The organism is Arthrobacter sp. DNA4 (assembly GCF_024362385.1).
In the GTDB taxonomy this organism is placed as follows: domain Bacteria; phylum Actinomycetota; class Actinomycetes; order Actinomycetales; family Micrococcaceae; genus Arthrobacter.
Map to the genome: position 1 here is coordinate 71,543 of NZ_CP101466.1, position 21,796 is coordinate 93,338.

The window sequence follows — 21,796 nt, forward strand, 5'->3', positions numbered from 1 at the left end:
GCCGGTGCAACCAGTGCCGTAACAAAGTAGGGGACCACACAATCATGACGGCAGGCGGGTCACACCTTGAGACGTCGGAGAGCCGGCCGGGCAAACCGGTCGACGCCTCCGCGCCCGCCAGGGGCCGCGCCTACCTCGCCACCATCGAAGGTTTCGTCGGCGCCCTCATGATGTTTGTCGGCTCCATCGGCACGGGCTGGATCGCCAACGGCTCGCCCATGATCCGGCAGCCGGTGGTCATCGCGCTCCGCACCGAGGGGTGGGGTGTTGCCGTGTCCACCGTGCTGCTGACGGCCGGCGCCATGCTCCTGATGCGCTCCTGGCTGAGGTTGGGCCAGCGGCTGGGGGACTGGGGGCAGTCCTCGTTGCGGTCCGTGGTGGTGGCCATCTCCGCCTGGTCCCTGCCGCTGCTGTTCTGCGTCCCGGTCTTTTCCCGCGACGTCTACGCGTATACCGGCCAGGGCCGCCTGGTCCAGGAGGGCCAGAACCCGTATGAGGTGGGCATTTCCACGCTCAACAACTGGTTTTCGTTGGGCGCCGACCCCGCCTGGGCCGAGAACAGGACCCCCTACGGACCGTACTTCCTGTGGCTGGCACGCGCCGTCGTGGGGCTGACCGGTGCCCAGCCTGACGCGTCAGTCCTGCTCTTCAGGCTCCTGGCCGGCGTCGGCGTCCTGCTCTGCGTCATCTACGTCCCCAAACTGGCCGAACTGCACGGCATCAACGGTGCGCGGGCCCTCTGGATCTCCGTGGCCAACCCGTTGTTCCTCATCAGCTTCATCGCCAGTGCCCACAACGACGCACTCATGGTGGGGCTCGCCGTCGCCGGTGTCTACCTGGCCGCTACGCGCCGCTACCTGCTGGGCATCCTCCTGGTCACCGCCTCCATCGGCATCAAGCCCATCACCGTGCTGCTGCTGCCGTTCATCGGGGTCATGTGGGCGGGCCCCTCCGCTTCCTGGCCGCGCAAGTTCCTGATGTGGGGCGCGACGGCGGGCATCAGCTTTGGCGTGCTGGCCCTCAGCGGCATCCCCTACAACCTCGGCATCGGCTGGACCTGGGCCATCATGGACCCCACCCCCGGCTACACGGGGTACTCGCCGTCGGGCTTCCTGGGCCAGCAGGTGGAGATGCTCGCCAATGCGCTGGGCCTGCCCGGGGGTACGCTGGCCACCTGGCTGAGGACGGCCATGAAGTGGGCCGCCATCGCCTTGGTCCTGCTGCTGATGTTCCGCGGCGACTACTCCCGTGCGGTGCGCCGGATGGCCCTGGCGTTCACCGCCGTGGTGATGCTCTCACCCATCATCCAGCCCTGGTACATCCTGTGGTTCCTGCCGTTCCTGGCCGTCACCGGCATCCGGGACGACTGGCAGATCCGCTCGCTTTACGTGGGCGTGACGTTCTTCGTGGTGTTCGGCGCCCAGGACCAGCTCTCTGTCTGGTCCTTTGTGGAACTGCCCATCGACGCGTCCTCCCTGGCGTTCTTCACCGCCCTCGCGTTCACGTTCTACCTGCTGGTGCTGGACGTCCACACCCGGAAACTGCTCATCGAGGGAAAGCCGCTGGACCTTGCCCGGCGCGGGTGGCAGTGGGCCGTGGAGCGGCGGGCGGCACGCCGCACCCGCGCACCCCAGGCCCCCGCCGCCGTCGACCGGTCCGAAAGCCGCTAGCCGGGCGGCCGGCCACATAAAAAGCTAGGCTTCCGCCGGCACCCGTGTGGACGTCTTGCGGCCCAGTTCCGCCGTGCGCTTCACCGACCACCACAGCAGCACCACCAGGAGCACGTTGCGGGTGGTGAGGATGGCCGCCATGACCGGGTGGGCGTGGATCAGCGGCGTATAGAACAGCGGGTAAATCACGAACGTGGTCATGGCGATGCCCATCAGCAGGGCAGCGGGTACCTTCCAGCGCTCCCAGTCGTGGGTCAGGCCGGCGATGATCACCGGAGCCAGCCAGATGATGAACTGCGGCGAGCCCACCTTGTTGAACACGATGAACGCGGTGACCATCATGAGGGAGCCCTCGAGGAACAGTTCCTCGCGCTCGGCGCCCCGCCGCATGGCACGCACCAGCAGGATGGCGGCGGTCACGGCGGCGAGGACCAGCAGCGGCTGCATCAGGAAAGCTGCAGTACTGGCTCCGGGGCCGTAAACCTCGGTGGAGTTGATGGCCGTGTTGTCCGCCATCTTTGAGCCGGCGATGTGGAAGACGCTCAGCCAGACCCACGGTGTGGAGAAGGTGGCTTCGAGCTGCATGCCGCGCTCGCCCTGGTTGAGCAGGAAGTCCATGATGTGCGGCAGGCCGCCGGTCAGCCAGGTCCCCAGTCCAACGACGGCGGTCACGGCGGCGCCGGCGAGCACCACCTGGATGCGCTTGTGGCTGGCGATGACGATGGGTACAAGCACGGCTGCGGGCCACACCTTGATCCAGGTGGCCACGCTGAGCAGGACGCCGGCCACCACGGGCCGCTCGGCCGCGTAGAGCAGCGCGATCAGCACGATGGGTGCGGTGATGCCTTCCACCCGGGCGAAGCTCAGGTAGCCCATGAAGACGGTGAAGAACAGCCACCACCAGGCCGGGGCCACGCCCGTCACCTTCCGCGGGCCGCGGGTGAGGTAGAGCAGGCCGACGGCGTTGAGCGCCGTGATGATCAGGAACCACACCAGCAGGTAGAGGCTTGGCCCGGCGATGTTCGCCAGGAAGATGGGGATCTGCGCCAGCACGGGGTAGACCCAGGGGCTGATCTTCCCGGTCAGGTCCGCCGGGTTGTACCCGGCCGTGGCCCACTGCCGGTACTGCTCGGTGTCGCTGAACGTATCGCCGTTCAGGAAGAAGGACGCCATCCAGCCCAGGAAGTACAAGTGGACGACGGCGAAGCCCCACCACACGCTGGACGGGCGGGCGAACCAGTCCACTACCTTGGTAAGCAGGACTTTGCTGCGGACCGTCACCAAACGGTCAAAGAACCTTGTGGAAATCTCAGGTCTCCTTGAGCGCGGGGGCGGGTGCGGGGGTCTTCTTGCCCAGTGAATACAGGCGGCGGACGCTCCACAGGAACAGGACCACCAGCAGGACGTTGCGGATGGTCAGCACCAGTGCCATCCACGGGTTGTTGTGGCTGAGGGCGTCGTAGAAGAGGGGGTAGATGAAGTAGGTGGCCACGGCGATCGCGATCAGCATCAGTGCCGGGACGCGCCATTCGCGCCAGCTGTGCGCCAGGCCGACGGCGACGGCGGGGCCGAGCCACACCATGAACTGGGGCGAACCCACCTTGTTGAAGACCACGAAGGCGGCGGCCAGGGCGAGGGCGCCGGCGAGAAGCAGCTCGGTCCGGTCCACGCCGCCTGCGACTTTGAGCTGCTTGCCGTTGTGGAGCGCCCAGAAGGCCAGGCCCGCCACGAGCAGGGCGGCCAGGACCAGGAGCGGCTGCATCAGCACGGACATGGTGGCGGTGCCCGGACCGTCCACCTGCATGGAGTTGATGTCCGTGTTCATGTACATGCGGGAGCCGCCCACGTTCAGGACGGACAGCCAGAGCCACGGGGTGGTGAAGGTGGCCTCGAGCTGCATGCCGCGGTCGCCCTGCTGGGTGAGGAAGTTCAGGAGCTTGGGGACGCTGCCCAGGGCTGCTGCCAGCGCAACGACGCCCGCCGTCGTCGCGATTCCTGCCAGCACCACCAGCAGGCGGTTCTTGACGACGGCGAAGAGGGCCAGCATGATGGCCGCCGGTCAGACCTTCACCCAGGTGCCGATGGCCAGCAGGACGGAGGCGATGAACGGGCGCTGGACGCCGTATGCCAGGGCAACGAGGACCAGCGGTGCGGTGAGGCCGTCAACGCGGGCGAATCCCAGCCAGCCCATGAGGAACGTAAAGGCCAGCCACCACCAGCCCGCGGGGATGGCGTTGGTGATGCGGCCGCGTCCGGTGAGTTTCAGCAGCGCCCAGCCGTTGAGGAGCGTTGTCATGAGGACCCAGAGGAAGAAGAACGGTCCAGGACCTGCGAGGCCCGCAATGGCCATGGGGATCAGGGCCAGGATGGGATAAACCCAGGGGCTGGGGCCGCCCCGGAGGTTGGCGTCGTTGAAGCCGGTCATGGCCCAGTCGCGGTAGATAAAGGTGTCGCTGAATGCCTCACCGCGCAGGGAGAGTGAAGCTGCGAAGACCAGGAAGACAAGGTGGACCACAATGAAGCCGCCCAGCAGTCCGCGCCCGGAATTCAGTGAACTCCGCACGGGAGTGGGGAGGATGACATTGCGGATCCTGGTCAGATTGCCGAAGAGAGCGTCGGTGGAAATGGCGGAATCCTTGTCAGGTCGTTGCACAGTCAGCGGTCGCGCAATAATGGCTCGGTGGGCCGCGAGGCGGGTTTCAAAGGCAGATGGAAGCCCCGAAAACCGGCTCCCACTCCCTTTCAACTCTAATTGACGGCGCCCTGCGGCCAGTAATTGTCAGGACAAATGGTGGTGCGCAAGGCGCTGACCTGCGTCATTTATCTAAAGTTGCTGGCCCATTTTTGCTCAGGCACCATGGTCGAGGCGCGAAAGCGCCGACCGCCTATGCAGCCAGGGGGAGCGCTGGGCGGAGTATGCCCACCCATCCCCTGAAAGACACAGGCAATATCCATGAACTTCCCCCTGACCCTTACCGTCTCCGACCGCCACAGCATGGACACCGAGCTCGACGCCGCGGTCGCAGCCGCCAAGGCCCACGCATTGATCGGCCGCCGCCACGGAATCCTGGTGACCCGCCATGGCGCTGACAAGTTCACGGTGGACCTCAGTGACGCCGTCCCCTTCGGCCTCACCCGCGAACACCAGGCCTGGTAGGCCCCTTCAGTCGGCGGCTGGCATAGCCGGCCCCCGAACTTAGACTGCCCCTGACGGCGGTGCTTTTGGCGCCGCCGTCAGTGCCGGCGTCGCCCGTTTAGCCCGTCTAGCTGCCGGTGCTGCTGTCCCCGTCGCCGCCCACGCGGTTGCTGCGCTGCTGCAGCCGGTCGATGTGCTTTGACGCCTCCGCCTTGCTCAGGTCCGCCGGAAGTTCCTCCCCTGCCTCGCGTGCAAGGGTATCGAGGTAGCTGCGCTGGGCCGCCGTCATGGGCTCGTCCCCGGTCACCCAGTCTTCCGGGTCCCTGTTGAGGCCTGCGTTGGGTTCCGGTTCCGGGCTGCCGATCGTTTCCTGGTTGCTGTCGCTCATGGGTACGAGTCTAGGCCGGGGCGCAGACATTCCGCCGGAGCGTGCGTGCTGGAATGCCTCCCCTTGAATAAGTCGGGGAATCATGGAGACGTTGAGTAGGTAGACGCCAGACACCAACGCAGCCAGGAGAATGACTCGATGGATACCAAGCTCAAAGTCGCAGTGCTCGGGACGGGAATCATGGGAGCGGCCATGGCCCGGAACCTCCTGCGGGCGGGCCACGAGGTTTCGGTGTGGAACCGGGATGCGGCCAAAACGGAACCCCTGGCTGCTGACGGCGCCCGGCGTGCCGCCAGCCCGGCCGACGCCGTTGAGGCGGCCGACGTGGTCCTGACCATGCTCTACGACGCCGCCGCGGTGGAAGAAGTCGTTCGGGCTGCAGCCTCGGGCTTCCGGCCGGGCACGGCCTGGGTCCAGTCCACCACCGTGGGTGTGCAGGACGCGCCCGCTGTGGCCAAACTGGCCGCGGAGCTCGGCCTGGACCTGGTGGAGGCGCCTGTGTCCGGCACCCGCGCGCCCGCGGAAGCCGGCCAGCTTCTGGTGCTGGCCGCCGGGCCTGACGCGGTGCGACGGCGGGTGGCACCGGTGCTGGATGCCATTGGCGCCCGGACCATCTGGACAGGGCAGGACCCCGCGGAAGGGTCCGCCGCACGGCTCAAACTCGTGGTGAACAGCTGGGTTATTGCCGCCTCCAATGCGGCCGGCGAGGTGGTTGCCCTGGCTGAGGCGCTCGGCGTCGATCCGCAGCAGTTCCTCAACGTGATCGACGGCGGCGGTCTGGACCTTCCCTACCTGCGGACCAAGATGGGCCTCATTTTGGATGAGGGACTCGAGCCTGCGTCCTTCGCCGTGGACACCGCCTGCAAGGATGCACACCTGATCGTCGATGCCGCCGCTGAGCAGGGCCTGAAGCTTGACGGCGCCGAAGCGTTCGCCGCCAGGCTGGACCGGGTGGCAGAACAGGGCCGTGCCAAGCAGGACATGGCTGCGGCGTACTTCGCGAGCCGGTAGCAGGCATCAAGGCCGGATGTATTTATGGCTTACGGACCATCATCGCGGTCAGACTCCAACTGGGTGAAACCAGCAACCCATCCTGAACGGACGGCTTGGTTGATGATGCGAATTTCAGCGACGAGCCTCAAGGGTCACTGCTGGACAGGGAGGAGCAGTACGGTCCAGATCCCCAGGGCAGCAAGGACCACGACGCTTGCCGAGACGGCGGCGATCGAAGTGATGCAAGGCGGAATCGATTCATGTTGAATGCCGTTGATGGCGCGGTGAAAGCGCGGCTTGCGGGTGAGGTTGATAGCTGTGGCGGTGATGACGCATGCCGCTACCAGCGGCGCCGTGAACCAGCCGTGGTGTGGTGTCCACCGCAGGAAGACGGCGCCCGCAACTGCCAAGGACAGCATCGTGCGACCCCACGCCATGTCTGTGCGTTCCGGCTGGAGTCCGGGATCTCCATGGACTGGCGTTTCAGCTCGTGAAGGCATGGATTAGACGAGCACGACAGCCGTCATGATGGCGGCGGCGACGCCCCCGCCAATTGCCAGGACCGGAGCAATCCATGGGAGTGGGAGCGGGGCTTTGCGGCGTATGGCGCGTTCTACATTGAGCCAGCGGAAGAATGAGCCACCTCCGATGAGGAGCGCGAGAACGAGAAGCAGGACGGCGAGCCCTTTGCGAAGTCTGGGGTCGAATAGATCGGCCATGAAGGCTTCAACGGCGACGCCGCCGGCGAGCAGTGCCAAGGAGGTCCTAATCCATGCCAGGAACGTGCGTTCGTTGGCTAAGGTGAAGCGCGGGTCCGGTTCTTGGCCGCCGCCCAGTATCCGGCTGGATATGCCAGTTCTTCCACCATCACTGCGTGAGCTGGGGTTATCCATGGGATGGCTTCCTTCCGTGTCCACGATTTGTCGTGTAGCTAAGGCAGCCAGCGGAGGCCGCGCTTGCCGCCTCCGCTGGCTGCCGTTCGAGAGTTAGTTCTCAGGCCTTAGTGACTACCGCTCTGGCTTCCTCAGCTCCGGCTGCAGGGGCCGCCGCCCCTAGTGAAAAACCAGCGGCTGCGTCAAGGCCGAGCCGGCGACGGTCACGCTGCTGGTTGACGAACACCAGGGCCAGGACGCCGAACGTCAGCATGAGCCCTCCAGCCAGGGCAAACGCCGCACGGTAGCCGTCTGCCGGAGTGGCCGCGCCGCCGATCAGGAAACCTGACACTGCCGGTGCGAACACGCCGCCGGTGGTGAGGACCGCGTTTGCGATGGAGAGGTTGGCACCGCGCTGGCCGATGGTGGTCAGTTCAGCGACCACCAGGTACGTGATGGCGAAGAGCGCCGGCGCGGTACCGAAGCCGAACACCATGAGGACGATGGACAGGACCGGGGATGTGGTCATGGTTGCTGCGACCAGGCACGCCCCAGCGAACGCTCCGGCACCGCCGAGGACCCAGCCGCGCGCTTTCCTGGTGGGAACGCCCTTGAGGTGCAGGCGCTGGGTAAGTGCGCTAAGGCCAACGGTGGCGACGGTTCCCCAGGCCGCGGGCAGGGCGATCATGGTGCCGGACTGCTGGCCGCTGAAGCCCAGGACGTTCTGGAAGTAGGCGGGTCCCCAGGACATGGCGAGTGTGAAGGTCCAGTAGCCGAAGAAGGAGGCCAGGACCGCGAAGATCCAACTGGGGGACAGGATGGTGCGCCAGTAGCGGATCTTGGTTTCGCTGATCACCGGAGTCTCCTCCCGGGCGATGCCGTCAATTTCCTGTTCAGCTTTCCGGCTGGTGTAGGGACCCTCCTTGCCAGCGATGGCCCAGAAGACGGACCACAGCAGGCCCACGATGGCCAGCACGGCAAAGGCGGTCTGCCAGCCGAATTGTCCAATGACCCAGGCCAGGACCGGGGCGAACGCCACAATGCCCAAAGTCACGCCGGATGATGCCAGCGCCGCGGGTGTGGCGCCCTTCTTCTCGGGGAACCACTTGTAGATGCCATGCATCAGGACCGGTGCCAGCGGGCCCTCGCCGGCGCCGAGGAGCAGGCGGCTTGCCCAGAGCGCGGGCAGCGAGGCGAAGAGCAGGATGGGAACCTGCGCCACGGACCACAGCAGGCACAGGACCAGCAGGATCCACTTGCTGGATACCTTGTTGGCGATGGGGGCGGCAACGATCTGGGCCACACCAAAGGTCAGGAACATGGCGCTGCCCACCAAGCCAAACTGCTCGGGCGTGATGCCCAGCTGTTTCATCAGGGGAACGGCCGCGATGCCCAGGACTGCCTTGTCCGCCCAGCTGAGCATCATCAGGAAAAGCAGGCCGAACGTCATGAACCAGCCGTAGCGGTTACGCTTGGCCCGGGACCAGGTGCGGGGATCGCGGGAGGCCGCGGAGCCCGGCGTCATAAGCGGAGTTTTAGACACGGTTTGCCCAATCGTTGAAGGGGATTCTTTGCCGGTTTCACCGGCGTTTCCTTGACTGTAGGCTCGTGTGACCGGCCTTACATTTGAGTTTTCCGTTGGCCGGAAAGTCACTTTTGGCGGCCCGTCCCAGGAGCGCCAGCAGGCCCATTCCCAAGCAGCTCAAGGCACACGTCAGCCACCAGGTGGTGCCCCAGCCGCCGGTAGTGGTGGCGAGCAGGGCGAACAACATGAGCCCCGCAAAGTTTCCCACATTGAAGATCTGCTGCGTCAGCCCCAGCACGGCAGTGACGGAGCCATCTGCGGGTGCGATGCGCACGGAGTAGCTAGTCACCGCCGCCGGTATGAGGCCCCCGACGGCGGAAAACGCGGCGATCAGGACAACCTGGATAAAGATGCCGTTGCCGAAGCGGTCCCAGTTCACGGCGAACGTGGCCACGGAAGCGGCGGACATCGACAGGAAGGTCCAGAAAATGATGCGCCGCTCAGAAATTCCCCGCTGGATTAGCGGACCGGCACTGAGGGCACCGATGGCGTTGACGCCACCGACCAGGGCGCTGAGGATACCGGGCCACGGGCCGTCGAGCCCCGCTGAGCGGTAGATCGAGGGCAGGAAGCCAAGCACCGCCATCCACTGCGCCGTGTAGCAGGCGAACACCACGCCGATGATCCAAGGCCTGCGGGTGGCAACGGTGCGCCCCACCCTGCGTAGGGCGGGCCGGAGTCCGGTCTCGGCTGGAGCCACGTCCTTCGGCACCCGGCAAAGCAGCAGCGGCACCGGGAGAAGCGTGAGAACCGCCATAATCAGCCACCATTCCCGCCAGCCCGCAGCCTGCAGGAACAGCGCACCCGCGGAAAGGCCGATCAGCGTGGCCGTTCCCTGGAACGTGGCCCAGCTTGCCAGCGCAATGTTCAGCCTCTGCGGCGGGGCCACTTTGCGGATGAGGGCGGGCGCCACCACCACGGCAAGCAGGAAGCCGACGCCCTCCAGGGTGCGTGCTGCCATCAGCCATTCGGTGCTGGGGGCGGCTGCACCCACGGCGGACGCGCCGCTTAGCAGGACAAGTCCGAGGATCAGGAGTCGGCGCAGGCCGGCCATCTCCCCGCCCACGGCCGTGGCCAGGCCGCCAACCACGCTGGCCAGCTGGATGATGCCCAGCAGCAGCCCGGCCTGGATTAGCGAGGTGCCAAGATCCGCCTGGATGCCGGCCAGGGCGGCGGGAAGCTTCCAGATGTGCATGGCCGCTGCGATACCGGCCGCGAGGACGGCAAGCCACACCCGGTCCGTCGTCGCCCCGGTGTCATCAACGGGTGTGGTGTGCGACGGCAGAGCCAAGAGTTGTCCTTGCTGAGTTTGTGGCAGGCGACCCGGGATCAGGTTCTTCTCAGGCGGAAGCCAGGACGGGGCTGCCGATGCGGAAACGCTGGCCGCTGACGGCGACGTCCACGGTGCCGGCAAAGGTTGAGGCAGCACGGCTGCGCCACCACTGCGGTTCCGCCCGCCCGGCCAAGTGGGAGAGCACAAGCCGGTCCACCCCCGCCGCGGAGGCTACCCGGCCGGCGGCCTCAGGCGGCGTGTGGGCGATCCGCTGGTGGTTCAGGAACTCCGGCGCGAACCCCTTGTCCGCATAGAAGTCCAGGTTGACCGCTTCATGCACCAGGACGTCCGCACCCTCGGCGAGCACCACCATGGCCTCGCATTCGGCGGTATCACCGGAGAATACGACAGAACCGGCGTCGGTCTCGAAGCGGAACGCCAAGGCGGGCCGCACCGGCGGGTGCTCCACCAGGATGCCGGTGACCTTGACCCTGTCATCCTCGTAGACGTCGAAGGGGCGGGCCGCGTCCTCGGAGCCGTGCGCGGGGGTGGCCAGGTCCACGGTGCGCACCAGCGACGCAAGGTCCGGGCGGGCCTCGTCATGGACCCGGATGTCAATGTCGTAGGAGAAGGCCTGCAGCGAGTGGGATACCAGCTGGCCGGTGCCGGACAGCGCGTTGCCGCCGGGGCGGGTGGCATCCTTGCCCGGGCCGACAATGGACACAGGCTTGGTGAACCCTTCCACCGGGTTCCCCCAGTTCCACAGCAGGAAGCCCGGAAGTTCCACCACATGGTCCGAGTGCAGGTGGGTGACGAAGCTTACCACGAAGTCCTTGCCCCGAAGGCCGGCCTCGTGGGCGGCACGGGAGCAGCCGAGGCCAAAGTCCACCATGTAAAAGGCATCATCCACCACCAGTGCGCTGGAGATGCCGTTTTCAGGTCCGCGGATGGCCGGGCCGGCGGCGGTGCCAAGAGTGATCAGTTCGACGCTCACAGGGAAGTCCTTCTGCAGGGTGTGCGGGGGTCAGGCGTGGGGGCGGGCATTGATGACGCGGGTTTCCAGGTATTCCTCCAGGCCCCAGCGGCCGCGTTCGCGGCCGACGCCGGAGGCCTTCCAGCCACCGAACGGGGCGTCCGGTTCCACCAGGGTGTGCTGGTTGACCCAGACCGTTCCAGCCTCAAGGCGGGAGGCAGTGGCGTAGGCCCGCTCCTGGTCCGGGCTCCACACCGATGCGCCGAGGCCGAATTCGCCGGCGTTCAGTCCCGCGATGGTGTCGTCGAGGTTGTCGTAGGCCACGATAGGCAGCGCCGCCCCGAACTGTTCCTGCTCGACCAGGTCCATGCCGGGTTCGGCGTCGATCACCACGGTGGGGGAGAGGAAGTAGCCGGGCAGGTCGCAGCCGGCGGTGCCGCCGGAGAGGATGCGGGCACCGGCGCCCACGGCGGAATCCACCAGGCCGTGGACCAGCTTGAGCTGGGACTCGTTGTGCATCGGGCCCATGGTGGTGCCATCAGCAATGCCGTGGCCCAGCACATGGCGGGCTGCCTCGGCGGCAATGGCCTCAGCAAGTTCCGCACTGCGGCTGCGCGGGGCATAGACGCGCTTGACCGCCATGCAGACTTGGCCGGCGTTGCGGAAGGCGCTGCCCACAATGCCGCGGGCGGTGACGGCGATGTCCGCATCGTCCAGCACGATGGCAGGATCATTCCCGCCCAGTTCCATGGTGACGCGCTTAACCGTTGAGGCGGCCTGCTGCGCGATGGAGATGCCCACCTCCGTGGAGCCGGTGAAGGAGATCTTGCGGATGCCCGGCGAGGTGCTCAAAGCAACGTTCACGGTCCGCCGCGAACTGGTCCGGACCTGCAGCACACCGGCGGGGAGGGCCTCGTTGAGCAGGTTCACCAGGGCAATCGTGGACAGGGGAGTGGATGGTGAGGGCTTGGCGACCACGGTGCAGCTTACCACCAAAGCGGGGGCAAGTTTCACACAGAGCAGGGAGATGGGGAAGTTCCAGGGCGTGATGGTGCCAACGATGCCCACGGGCCGGTACTGGACCTCCAGGCTGCGGTCCGCGCGCGGGCTCAGCTGCTGTTCCGAGTCCCATTCCAGGTCGGCGTAGTACTCGAACAGCCCTGCGGCCACGGAGAATTCGCCGGCGGCCTCGGCCTTCGGTTTGCCCTGTTCCCGGGAGAGCAGGGTGGCCAGCGCGTCCAGGTCGCGGCGGATCAGGGCCGCGCCTGCCAGCAGGGAATTGCGGCGGGCCTCCCGGTCCGCGGCCCAGCCGGCCGACGCTGCACGGGCGGCTGCCACCGCGGCCTCGACGTCCTGCGCGGTGTTTTCCGGAGCATGTCCAACGAGTTCAAGGGTGGCCGGGTCGTGGACCTCATACTGGGTTGCCGTCATGGTTTTGTCCTTTCGGCCGGGAGGGAATTCTTATCCCAGTGTCATGGCACCCGTCACATCCCGGGATGACCTTTCCGTCCAACGGAAAGTGTCCGGCAACCGCCCGGTCCCGCTTGCCACTATGGAGTGAAGCACGTCACGCACCAACAAGGAGTCTGCATGTCCCACGAGCAACTGCCCATCGTACTCACCGGGGTCTCCTCCGGAATCGGGGCACGCACGGCCCGTATCCTTGCTTACCGCGGCATCCCGCTGATCGGCATCGACCGCAACCCACCCACGGAGTTCAGCGGCACATTTGTCCAGGCGGACCTCTCAAGCCAAGCCGGCATTGACGCCGCCGCGGCATCAGTCACGGCCGCAGCGCCGCACGGCATCGCGGGCCTGGCGAACATCGCCGGCGTCCCTGGCACGGCCCCGTGGCGGACCGTGCTGGCGGTGAACGTATTCGGCGTCCGTGGGCTGGTCCGGGCGCTTGCGCCCTTGCTCGGCGAGGGCGGCGCCGTGGTGAACCTGGCCTCCAACGTTGCCGTGAACTGGCGGGAGGTCAAGGCAAAGTGCTCCGCTTTCGCACTCGCCGAAGACCAAGCTGCCGCGTTGGAGTCCATTGCCGGCGACGACGAGGTGACGGGTGAGTCCTACCTCTTCTCCAAACAGTGCGTCCGGGTCCTCACCGAGCACCTGGCCGCCGAACTGCTGCCGCAGCGGATCCGGGTCAACAGCGTCAGCCCGGGACCCGTGGCCACTCCCATCCTCGAGGACTTCAAGAAAGACCACGGCCGCGACAAGGTGGAGGGCGCCGGTGCACTGCTCGGCCGCTTCGGCGACCCGGACGATATTGCCCCCGTCATCGACTTCCTGCTCCGCCCCGAATCGGGCTGGGTGAACGGCTCGGACATCCGCGTGGACGGCGGCCTGGGCGCGTACCGCGGCTCCGGCCTCGCCGCAGTACCCAAGTGAACCTTCTCCTCCCATGGAGGATGCGCCTACAGTACGACGCCGGCGCCTCGCCTTGCGTCCTGGGAGGCACCGGCGTCGGGCGTTAAAATGGCAGGATGCAGCACCGCGCCACGGGCGGCGCCGTGTCCTCCAGCGCGCAGAAGGGTGACCCATGGCTAACGCTGCCCCGGCAGGCCGGACCACCCGGCGCGCGGGTCCGACGGCCGCGCCAAAGCGTCCAGCCGGCGACGACGGTGCTGCCGCACACCAGGCGGCCAGCGTCACGTCGCGCGCCCTGGCGCTGTTGGGCACTTTCGATACCGAGCATTCCGTTCAAAGCCTCAGTTCCATGGCCCGGAGGGCAGGGCTCCCGGTGGCCACCGCACACCGCCTGGCCGGTGATTTGGTGGCGTGGGGCGGCCTCGAGAAGGCGAACGGCGAATACCGTGTAGGCCAGCAAATCTGGCGGCTGGGCCTGCTGGCACCCGCGCAGCAGAACATCGCCGAAGTGGCTGCACCCTTTATGCAGGACGTTCTCTTCGTCACCCACAACGTGGTGAACCTGTTCATTCTGGACGGCGAGGAGGTCCTGCTGGTGGAGCGGATGTCCGGCACCGGTGCCGGTCAGCCGTTCCGGCGCGTGGGCGCCCGCCTGCCCCTGCACGCAAGCGCCGCGGGCAAAATCATGCTCGCTTACGGAGCCAAGGACCTCTTTTCCTCCGCTGTCCAGCGGCTGGAGCCGCATACGCCGCGGACCATCACCCAGCCCGGACTGCTGGCTGCCGAGATCGAGCGGGTCCGTGCCAACGGCTACGCCACCACTGAGGAGGAAGCCGGCCCGGACAACTACGGCCTGGCCGTTCCGGTTTTCCTGCCGAACAACCAGGTGGTGGCCGCGCTGGGCATCGTCACCCGGGGGCGCCCGGCGCCGGTGGGCAGTGTGGTTCCGGTGCTCAACATTGCTGCACGCGGCATTGCGCGGCGCCTGGGCGTGGAGCACTTGCCGCACTAATTTGCGGCTGCGCGCCAAGTGCCGCGACAGCTGCCAGGGCAGGTCTTTCCGTTGGGTGGAAAGGGTCGCCCCGCATGTGGCGTGCAACACCTAACCTCAAGTAAGCCCTTAGAGCGCCGGACCTCCGGCCGAAGCCTGCCGCGCAGGCGAGCCGTCCCAAAGGAAGTGAAAACCCCATGAGTGCATCTGCAGGAGCCACCATCGACGCCGTGGTCGATCAGGTGGACAGAGTGGCGGACCAGGTGGTCTCCCTGGTGCTGCGGCGTGCCGACGGCCAGCCGTTCCAGCCCTGGCAGCCCGGCGCACACATCGATGTCCATGTGGGGGACGGCCTGGTGCGCCAGTACTCCCTGTGTTCCTCACCTGACGAGCTGGACCACCTCCGGATCGGCGTGCTGCACGTGCCGGATTCCCGGGGCGGGTCGAAAGCGGTGCACGCGCTGCTGGCCGGCACGCCGCTGACCATCTCCGAGCCGCGTAACAACTTTCCGATGCGTGACTCCCGCCGCTACCTCTTCCTCGCGGGCGGGATCGGCATCACGCCGCTGATTCCGATGCTTGAGGCGGCTGAGGCCGCCGGCAAGGAATGGACCCTGGTGTATGGCGGCCGGAGCCGGAATACCATGGCCTTCGCGCAGCAGCTCGAAGACCGGTATGGCCCGGACCGTATCCGCATCATCGCCGAGGACGAGGCAGGCCGGCTGGACCTGGACCAGATCCTGGGCATGCCCCGGGCGCACATGCTGGTGTACGCATGCGGTCCCGGCGGGCTGCTCGGTGCGGTGGAGGAACGCTGCATGGGCTGGCCTCCGGGCGCCCTGCACACCGAACGTTTCGTTGCCTCCACCTTGGGCGCTGCCGCGGCCAACGCCCCGTTCGAGGTCGAGCTGGCCCGCACCGGAACCACCGTGACCGTGCCCAACGACAAGACCATCCTCGAAGCTGTGGAGGAGGTGGGCGTGCGCGTCCTGTCCTCGTGCCGGGGCGGCTTGTGCGGCACCTGCGAAACCCAGATCATCTCGGGTGAGCCCGAGCACCGCGATGCCGTCCTCAGCCAGGAGGACCGTGACGCCGGCGAAGTCATGCTGGTTTGCGTCTCCCGTGCAGCGGCCGGCTGCCCGCGCCTCGTCCTGGATCTCTAGCCACCTCATTCATCCCGCCAAGTTTCGTCCCCAGGAGTGTTTCCCATGACCGTTATCACCCATGACGCCAACGTGTTGGGCGAGGATCCGTTCGACACCGCGAACCTCCTGGACCCGTACCCGTTTCTGGGTCGGCTCCGCGATGCCGGTGCCGTCTCCTACCTGGAGAGCACCGGCAGCTACGCCGTGGCCGGCTACCAGGAGGTCTATGAGGTCCTCACCGACTTCGAAACTTACATCTCCTCCGGCGGGCTGGGCCCGCGGGACATCCGGAAGGATTCGGGCTGGCGGCCGCCCAGCATCCTGGAATCGGATCCGCCCATCCACACCGTGATGCGCCGGGCGCTGACCGGCGTCATCAATCCCAGTACAGTCCGCGCCCTCCGCGAACCGTTCACGCCACCGGCTGTGGAGCTGACGGAACAGCTGGCGCAGCGCGAGCGGTTCGACGCCATCACGGACCTCGCCGAAAAGTACCCCCTGCGTGTCTTCCCGGACGCGGTGGGGATTCCCGACGTCGGACGTGAACATCTGCTGCCGTACGGCAACATGGTGTTCAACGCGTTTGGCCCGGAGAACTACATCTTCAAGCAGGCTTTCGCCCAGGGCGATGAGCACGCTGCCGCGGTGATGCGGAACTGCCAGCGCGAAAACCTGGACGACGTCGGATTCGGTGCCCAGATCTGGAAGCGCGTGGAGGACGGCCTGATTACCGAGCAGCAGGCCACGCTGCTGGTCCGCGCCCTGCTGTCGGCCGGAGTGGACACCACCATCTTCGGCATCGGGAACACGCTCTCGGTGCTGGCGCGTTACCCAGCGGCCTGGGCCCGGCTGCGCGAGAACCCCAAGCTGGCCAAATTTGCCGTGGACGAGGCGCTGCGGCTGGAATCGCCGTTCCAGAAGTTCCACCGGACCGTTGCCGTTGACACTGTCCTGGGTGGCGTGCACCTGCCGGCGGGCGCCAAGGTGCTGGTGTTCCTCGGCGCCGCGAACCGCGACCCGCGCAAATGGGGTGAGAACGCCGATGACTTCGATCTCAACCGCAATGCGTCGGGCCATGTGGCGTTCGGCATGGGCCTGCACCAGTGTGTGGGGCAGCCTATCGCCCGGCTCGAAATGGAAATTGTGCTCCAGCAGCTGCTCGAGCGCGTGGCCGCCATCGAGCCGGACGGTGCTCCCGCGCCGATACTGCACAACGTGCTCCGCGGGTTTGAATCCCTGCCGGTGAGGATCACCGCCGCATAAGCCGCACTTTCCGGGAGGGCGGGAGCCTCCCGGAAGGTGTTTCCTTCACCGGATAGCGCTTGCCCGTTGACATAACGCACGTCACCTTCTATATTTAATGAATCGATTCAAGTGCTGATGCCCAAGCCCCTCTCCGGCGGTTTGCGGCGCAGACACCGCCACAACTGTTTCCAGCGGTTCCGGTTCCTTGCCAAAGAAGACGAAGGACAAGCACATGAGCACCACCCCAACCCGCATGGCCCCTTCCAGCCCAGCTGCCGGTGATGTTTTGCGGGATCCGAAGAAGGCGGCCATAAGCGGCTGGATCGGAAGTGCCCTTGAGTACTACGACTTCGCGCTGTACTCGCTGGCCGCGACACTGATCTTCCCCACCATCTTCTTTCCCGCGGAAAACCCCACCGTCGGAATCATCGCCTCCCTTGCAACCTACGCGGTAGGCTACGTCTCCCGCCCGGTAGGCGCCGTCGTCCTTGGCGCCTACGGGGACCGGCACGGGCGCAAGAAAGTGCTCGTCTTCGCCATGCTGCTCATGGGCTTCGCAACCTTCGCGGTCGGGCTCCTGCCCACCTACGGGCAAGTGGGCCTCCTCGCCCCCGCCCTGCTGGTGATCCTCCGCCTGATCCAGGGCTTCGCGGTGGCCGGCGAACTCGGCGGTGCCAGCGCGATGATCGTCGAACACTCGCCGGACGCCCGGCGCGGCTTCTTCGCCAGCTTCAGCCTCCAGGGCACACAGGTGGGGTCAATCCTGGCCACCGCCGTCCTGCTGCCGCTCGCCGCCCTCCTCCCGGCTGACCAGTTCGGTGCCTGGGGCTGGCGCATCCCCTTCCTGCTCAGCGCCGTCGTCATTTTTGCCGGCTACCTCATTCGCCGCCGGGTGACCGAGCCCCCTGCCTACACCGCGGGTACCGACGGAACCAAACACCGCTTTCCGCTCGCCGAGCTCCTGCGCACCCGGCCGGGCGCACTGCTCCGCTGCATCCTCATGACCTTCACCAACGTCATCGGCATGGCCACCCTGATCTTCGGCGTCTCCTTTGCCACCCAGAAGGGCTACGGCAACGGCTTCTCCAGCAGCGAGTTTCTGTGGGTGACGCTGGTGGCCAATATCGCGGCCGTAGCCACCATTCCGGTGTTCGGCGCGCTCTCGGACAGGATCGGCCGGCGGATGCTGATGGCGGCCGGCGGCGTTATCGGCGGCGTCCTGGTGACCGGATACCTGTGGGCGATCGAGCAGGGGAGCCTCCCGCTGGTCTTCGTCTGCGTGGTCATCGTGCAGGGTATCTTCTTCCAGATGTGGAACGCCACGTTCGCCACGTTCTTCCAGGAGCAGTTCCCCATGCGGATCCGGGTAACCGGCTTCGCTGTCTCGCAGAACATCGGACTCATGATCGCGTCATTCTTCCCGAGCATCTTCACCGCAATCGCTCCTCCCGGCTCGGCCAACATCCCCCTGACCATCGGGCTGGTCACGCTCGGCATCTGCCTGGTCTCCGCGGTGGCCACCCTGATGTCCTCCGACACCAAGGGCACGTCTCTCGAGGACCTCGAGGCGCAAAAGACCGGACGAATCGCAGGCCGCGTTTAGGTCCGCAGTCAACCAGCCAGAAGGAGGGGCAGCGCGTGCTGCCCCTCCTTCTTCGTGGGCCAGCCTGTGCCCCGGGCAGGGCGGCATGCACGCAATGACGATTTGTATAGATGTATACAAGTATGATGACTGGCGGAGGTACAAACGATGCCAGAGTCACCCGCCCGGAACACCGGCGCCCACTTCGTCTACCAGGAACTCAAACGCCGGATCCTGAGCCTTGAGCTGAAACCGGGGGAGCGCATCTACGAACCGGCGATGGCGTCGGCGCTGCAGGTGAGCCGCACGCCGCTGCGCGAGGCCATCCGGCGCCTCATCAGCGAGGACCTGCTGGAACAACAGCCCACAGGCGGGGTGCTGGTGCCGGCCCTGGACGAAGCTGCCATATCAGAACTGTATGAGGTCCGCGCGGCAATGGAATCCCTGATGGCCCGCAACGCCTGCCTGAAAGCGACGCCCGCTGATATCGAAGCCTTGCACGGCATCCTTCAACGCAACGCCGCCATGGTCACGTTCGCCGACGATGCCATGCAGCAGGGCATGGCATTGCACGCCAAAATCGCCGCGATCGCCGGAAACTCCTGGGCCCGCCGTTTCCACGGCCAAATTTCCAGCCACATGGAGCGGTACCGGCACTTCACCAACAGCACGCAGGAGCGCCGGGACCAGGCCCTGGCCCAGCACCGGACCTTGGTGGATGCAGTGGCCGGCGGCGATCCGGACAAGGCTGCCGCCATCGCGTTCGATCACGTGATGGGCGCCCGGGACGCCGCGGTGCGGGCCATCTCCGGCACCGCCACAACCGGCGCATGATCGGTGAACTCGGACGGCGCACGTCCACGGCCCTGCTGGTCCATTCCGCGCTCATCCAGGCCGTCACGTTCCTGGTCCGCCCGGCAGCCACCTACCGTGCATTGGAGCTGGACGTTCCCGGCTTCGCCCTGGGGCTGCTGGCCGCCAGCTACGCCGTCTTTCCGCTGCTGCTCGCCGTGCCCACGGGCGGCCTGGTGGACCGCCTGGGTGAGCGCCGGCTCATGGCGATCGGGTCCGCCGTCGTCCTTTCCTGCTCTGTCTTCCTGCTGCTCTGGGGCTTCTCGATCGTGACACTCGTCATCGGAACCGCGCTGCTGGGCGCCGGGCAACTGGCCTGCGTTGTGGGGCAGCAGGCGGTGGTGGCCAACAATGCCGCCTCGTCCCGGATGGACTCCGCGTTTGGATACCTGACGTTCGCCGCGTCCCTGGGGCAGGCGCTGGGGCCGTTGGCGATTTCCCTGGTGGGCGGCGCTTCCATCCGTCCCGATACCCAGGCGATCTTCCTCCTTTCGGTCGTCATGAGCCTGGTGCTGTTCGCCACCACCTTTGTTGTCCCGGCCCACGTCAGCGCCGGGAAAAGGAAGGCCGTTTCCGCCGGTACGGGCAGCGCGGTATCGCTGCTGAAGTCGCCCGGCGTGGCGCGAGCCCTGGCCACCAGCGCCACCGTCCTGGCCGTGGTGGACCTGACCATGGTCTACCTGCCGGCCCTCGGCACCGACCGTGGACTCACCGCGGCAACCGTGGGCGCCATGCTGACGGTCCGCGCCGTCTTCTCCATGGTGTCGCGGCTCCTGCTGGGCCGGGTGTCCCGGAGGATCGGCCGGATGCGGCTGCTGGTGGTGAGCCTGGCCCTGTCCACCGCGGCGCTGGCAGCCGCAGCCATTCCCATGCCGGCGTGGCTGCTCTTCATTGTGATGGCCCTGCTGGGGCTGGGCCTGGGCATCGGCCAGCCGCTGACCATGTCGTGGCTTTCGGCGCAGGCACCGGCCGGGCAGCGCGGCCGGGCGCTGGCCCTCCGGCTCGCCGGCAACCGGGTGGGACAGGTGGTCCTGCCCAGTGCCATCGGCGTCGTTGCCGCCGGACTGGGCGCGGGCGGCGTGTTCCTGGCGTCAGCCGTCGTGGTGGGCGGGACGCTCCTGCTGCTCCGCGGCGTGCAGCTGGACTAGCGCGTCCGCGCGTCACGCCGGGCATCCTTTCAGGCAACGCACGACGGCGGGTCCCCGGGTTTCCGGGGTTTCCCCGCCTATGGTGGGCCGAAAGCCTGCCGTGCGTGATACCGTCGGCCGTCTTTTAGCGGCGGCGGACGGCGGGGTCAGTAGACGGAGCCCTCCAGCAGCTCAGAGAGCCGGCCGGCGGCGCGGCGCAGCTCGGGGACCCCGGCTTTCAAGGTCGCCTCACTGGCCGCTTCCACTGGGCTGGTGAGCGAGATCGATTCGGTGGGCCGGCCCGTCCGGTTGGGCACGGCCATGGCCACTGACAGGACGCCCGTGGCACGCTCATCGGCGGAGAACGCGAAGTCGGTTCCCGGCTCGGGGAGCCGCGCGCGCAGTTCCTTTGCCGTCAGGTCCGCGTCTTCCTGGCCGGCTGCCGCGGCTGCCGCCACCGCCTGCTGAAGTTCGTCATCGGACGCCGATGCGAGCAGGATCTTTCCTGCAGCGCCGAGCGTCAGGGGCAGCCGCTTGCCAAGCGGCAGGTCGTAGCGGAGGGGCGCCTCGCCGTCGACGCGGGCCACCAGGATGCGCTCGAAGCCGAGCCGTGAGTACAGCGACGCCGTCAGTCCGGTCTGCGAGGCCACCTGCTGCAGGACGGGGCGGGCGGCGACCACCAGGGGATCGTTCTCCAGGAAGCTCCGTGCGGCGGGCAGGACGGCGGGACCAATCCGGTAGGACTTATCCGTCTGGCTCACCATTCCGAAATCCTGCAGCACCCGGAGGATCCTCAGCGTGGTGGGCAGGCTCATGCCGCAGTTCCGCGCCAAGTCACTGAGCCGCTGCGGCCGTTCGGCCCGCTGCAGTTCGGCGAAGACCTCCATGGCCCTCGAGAGGGAGCGCATATTCGAGGACTTGGGGCCCTCTTCTGCCGTGCTTACCGTACTGGAAGTCGTCATAGCCATTCTTTCATTCTATGTAAGTTTCTTGCGCTTGACAGTCCTTGTGTCTCCTGTCACTATTTCTCAGTACGCAATATAGTTTCATTCTATGAAATGCAATGACGCGCTGTGAAAAGGAAACTCATGACAACGGAGTCAGTCACGACAAAAGCAGGGAGCACCATCCGGGTCGCGCCCGGTGTGCTGGCGGGGATCGGCGCCTTCGCCGCCGTCGGCGTCTATGTCCTGGTCAGCTCGGTCGGCCTGGGGCTCTGGACCTCACTCGGCCCGGGCGCCGGAATGTTCCCCTTCGCGATGGGGACGCTGCTGGTGGCGATGTCGGCCGTCTGGCTCCTCCAGGAACTCCGCAGGCCCAGCGCCAGGGGTGCGGGCGTGGACAAGGAGGTGGTCATCTCCGTCGTGACCAGCCTCGTCATCCTGGCGGCCGTGATGGACCTGCTGGGCTTCCAGCTGAGCATGTTCGCGTTCCTGCTCTACCACCTGAAGATCCGTGGACGCCGGACGTGGGTGCCCTCACTGATCATCGCCCTGGCGGGAAGCGTCGGCGCCTTTTACGCCTTCAACTACGGACTGAACGTGGCCCTTCCCGTCTCGGCATTTACTCCGCTGAACCTGATCGGACTCTAGGC

Annotated in this window: 20 protein-coding genes and 1 pseudogene; 11 read left to right on the top strand and 10 right to left on the bottom strand. The window is 66.7% G+C overall.

Annotated features, from left to right (window positions below; translation table 11 throughout):
- Positions 1–44: 44 nt before the first annotated feature.
- Positions 45–1,670, top strand: coding sequence for a polyprenol phosphomannose-dependent alpha 1,6 mannosyltransferase MptB (gene mptB / locus NMQ03_RS00370; protein ID WP_255173889.1), 1,626 nt, complete (start codon positions 45–47; stop codon positions 1,668–1,670).
- Positions 1,671–1,694: 24 nt separating this feature from the next.
- Here mptB and NMQ03_RS00375 read toward each other — a convergent pair whose 3' ends face one another.
- Entirely contained in the window at positions 1,695–2,951 is a 1,257-nt protein-coding gene (locus tag NMQ03_RS00375; RefSeq protein WP_255173890.1) for a glycosyltransferase 87 family protein, read from the bottom strand.
- A gap of 28 nt (positions 2,952–2,979) precedes the next feature.
- Positions 2,980–4,269, bottom strand: a pseudogene (locus NMQ03_RS00380) (glycosyltransferase family 87 protein).
- Positions 4,270–4,623: 354 nt separating this feature from the next.
- Between NMQ03_RS00380 and NMQ03_RS00385 the strand changes: the two are divergent.
- Positions 4,624–4,827, top strand: a complete 204-nt coding sequence (locus NMQ03_RS00385) for a hypothetical protein (protein ID WP_159634846.1) — start codon at positions 4,624–4,626, stop codon at positions 4,825–4,827.
- A gap of 106 nt (positions 4,828–4,933) precedes the next feature.
- On the opposite strand, the gene NMQ03_RS00390 is transcribed toward NMQ03_RS00385, so the two are convergent.
- Entirely contained in the window at positions 4,934–5,194 is a 261-nt protein-coding gene (locus NMQ03_RS00390) for a DUF3072 domain-containing protein (protein WP_255173891.1), read from the bottom strand.
- Between the two features lie 138 nt (positions 5,195–5,332).
- Between NMQ03_RS00390 and NMQ03_RS00395 the strand changes: the two genes are divergently transcribed.
- The gene (locus NMQ03_RS00395; RefSeq protein WP_255173892.1) at positions 5,333–6,205 is read left to right on the top strand and encodes an NAD(P)-dependent oxidoreductase; all 873 of its coding nucleotides are present in this window, start codon (positions 5,333–5,335) and stop codon (positions 6,203–6,205) included.
- A 134-nt stretch (positions 6,206–6,339) separates the two neighbouring features.
- On the opposite strand, the gene NMQ03_RS00400 is transcribed toward NMQ03_RS00395, so the two are convergent.
- From NMQ03_RS00400 to NMQ03_RS00425, 6 genes are all read right to left on the bottom strand, one after another.
- Positions 6,340–6,606, bottom strand: a complete 267-nt coding sequence (locus NMQ03_RS00400; protein ID WP_255173893.1) for a hypothetical protein — start codon at positions 6,604–6,606, stop codon at positions 6,340–6,342.
- A gap of 84 nt (positions 6,607–6,690) precedes the next feature.
- The gene (locus NMQ03_RS00405) at positions 6,691–7,080 is read right to left on the bottom strand and encodes a YidH family protein (RefSeq protein ID WP_255173894.1); all 390 of its coding nucleotides are present in this window, start codon (positions 7,078–7,080) and stop codon (positions 6,691–6,693) included.
- 100 nt (positions 7,081–7,180) lie between these two features.
- Positions 7,181–8,584, bottom strand: coding sequence for an MFS transporter (locus NMQ03_RS00410; RefSeq protein ID WP_255173895.1), 1,404 nt, complete (start codon positions 8,582–8,584; stop codon positions 7,181–7,183).
- A gap of 55 nt (positions 8,585–8,639) precedes the next feature.
- The gene (locus NMQ03_RS00415; protein WP_255173896.1) at positions 8,640–9,935 is read right to left on the bottom strand and encodes an MFS transporter; all 1,296 of its coding nucleotides are present in this window, start codon (positions 9,933–9,935) and stop codon (positions 8,640–8,642) included.
- Positions 9,936–9,984: 49 nt separating this feature from the next.
- Positions 9,985–10,911 carry an MBL fold metallo-hydrolase gene (locus NMQ03_RS00420; RefSeq protein ID WP_255173897.1) on the bottom strand — a complete coding sequence of 309 codons (927 nt, stop codon included), beginning with the start codon at positions 10,909–10,911 and terminating at the stop codon, positions 9,985–9,987.
- Between the two features lie 30 nt (positions 10,912–10,941).
- A complete protein-coding gene (locus tag NMQ03_RS00425; protein ID WP_255173898.1) occupies positions 10,942–12,321 on the bottom strand; it encodes an aldehyde dehydrogenase family protein in 1,380 nt (459 codons plus the stop codon).
- Positions 12,322–12,480: 159 nt separating this feature from the next.
- Here NMQ03_RS00425 and NMQ03_RS00430 point away from each other — a divergent pair, with 159 nt between their 5' ends.
- From NMQ03_RS00430 to NMQ03_RS00460, 7 genes are all read left to right on the top strand, one after another.
- The gene (locus NMQ03_RS00430; RefSeq protein WP_255173899.1) at positions 12,481–13,281 is read left to right on the top strand and encodes an SDR family oxidoreductase; all 801 of its coding nucleotides are present in this window, start codon (positions 12,481–12,483) and stop codon (positions 13,279–13,281) included.
- Positions 13,282–13,432: 151 nt separating this feature from the next.
- Positions 13,433–14,272, top strand: a complete 840-nt coding sequence (locus NMQ03_RS00435; RefSeq protein WP_255173900.1) for an IclR family transcriptional regulator — start codon at positions 13,433–13,435, stop codon at positions 14,270–14,272.
- A 176-nt stretch (positions 14,273–14,448) separates the two neighbouring features.
- The gene (locus NMQ03_RS00440) at positions 14,449–15,414 is read left to right on the top strand and encodes a PDR/VanB family oxidoreductase (RefSeq protein ID WP_255173901.1); all 966 of its coding nucleotides are present in this window, start codon (positions 14,449–14,451) and stop codon (positions 15,412–15,414) included.
- A 45-nt stretch (positions 15,415–15,459) separates the two neighbouring features.
- Entirely contained in the window at positions 15,460–16,659 is a 1,200-nt protein-coding gene (locus NMQ03_RS00445; protein ID WP_255173902.1) for a cytochrome P450, read from the top strand.
- 214 nt (positions 16,660–16,873) lie between these two features.
- Complete coding sequence (locus NMQ03_RS00450; protein WP_255173903.1) at positions 16,874–18,244, top strand: MFS transporter; 1,371 nt, start codon at positions 16,874–16,876, stop codon at positions 18,242–18,244.
- A 147-nt stretch (positions 18,245–18,391) separates the two neighbouring features.
- A complete protein-coding gene (locus tag NMQ03_RS00455) occupies positions 18,392–19,057 on the top strand; it encodes a GntR family transcriptional regulator (protein ID WP_255173904.1) in 666 nt (221 codons plus the stop codon).
- Positions 19,054–20,223, top strand: coding sequence for an MFS transporter (locus tag NMQ03_RS00460; protein WP_255173905.1), 1,170 nt, complete (start codon positions 19,054–19,056; stop codon positions 20,221–20,223). The genes NMQ03_RS00455 and NMQ03_RS00460 overlap by 4 nt, the downstream gene beginning before the upstream one ends.
- A gap of 146 nt (positions 20,224–20,369) precedes the next feature.
- On the opposite strand, the gene NMQ03_RS00465 is transcribed toward NMQ03_RS00460, so the two are convergent.
- Positions 20,370–21,164, bottom strand: a complete 795-nt coding sequence (locus NMQ03_RS00465) for an IclR family transcriptional regulator (RefSeq protein WP_255173906.1) — start codon at positions 21,162–21,164, stop codon at positions 20,370–20,372.
- Between the two features lie 126 nt (positions 21,165–21,290).
- On the opposite strand from NMQ03_RS00465, the gene NMQ03_RS00470 reads away from it, so the two are divergent.
- On the top strand, positions 21,291–21,794 hold the full coding sequence (locus tag NMQ03_RS00470) for a tripartite tricarboxylate transporter TctB family protein (protein ID WP_255173907.1): 504 nt from the start codon (positions 21,291–21,293) through the stop codon (positions 21,792–21,794).
- Positions 21,795–21,796: the final 2 nt, after the last annotated feature.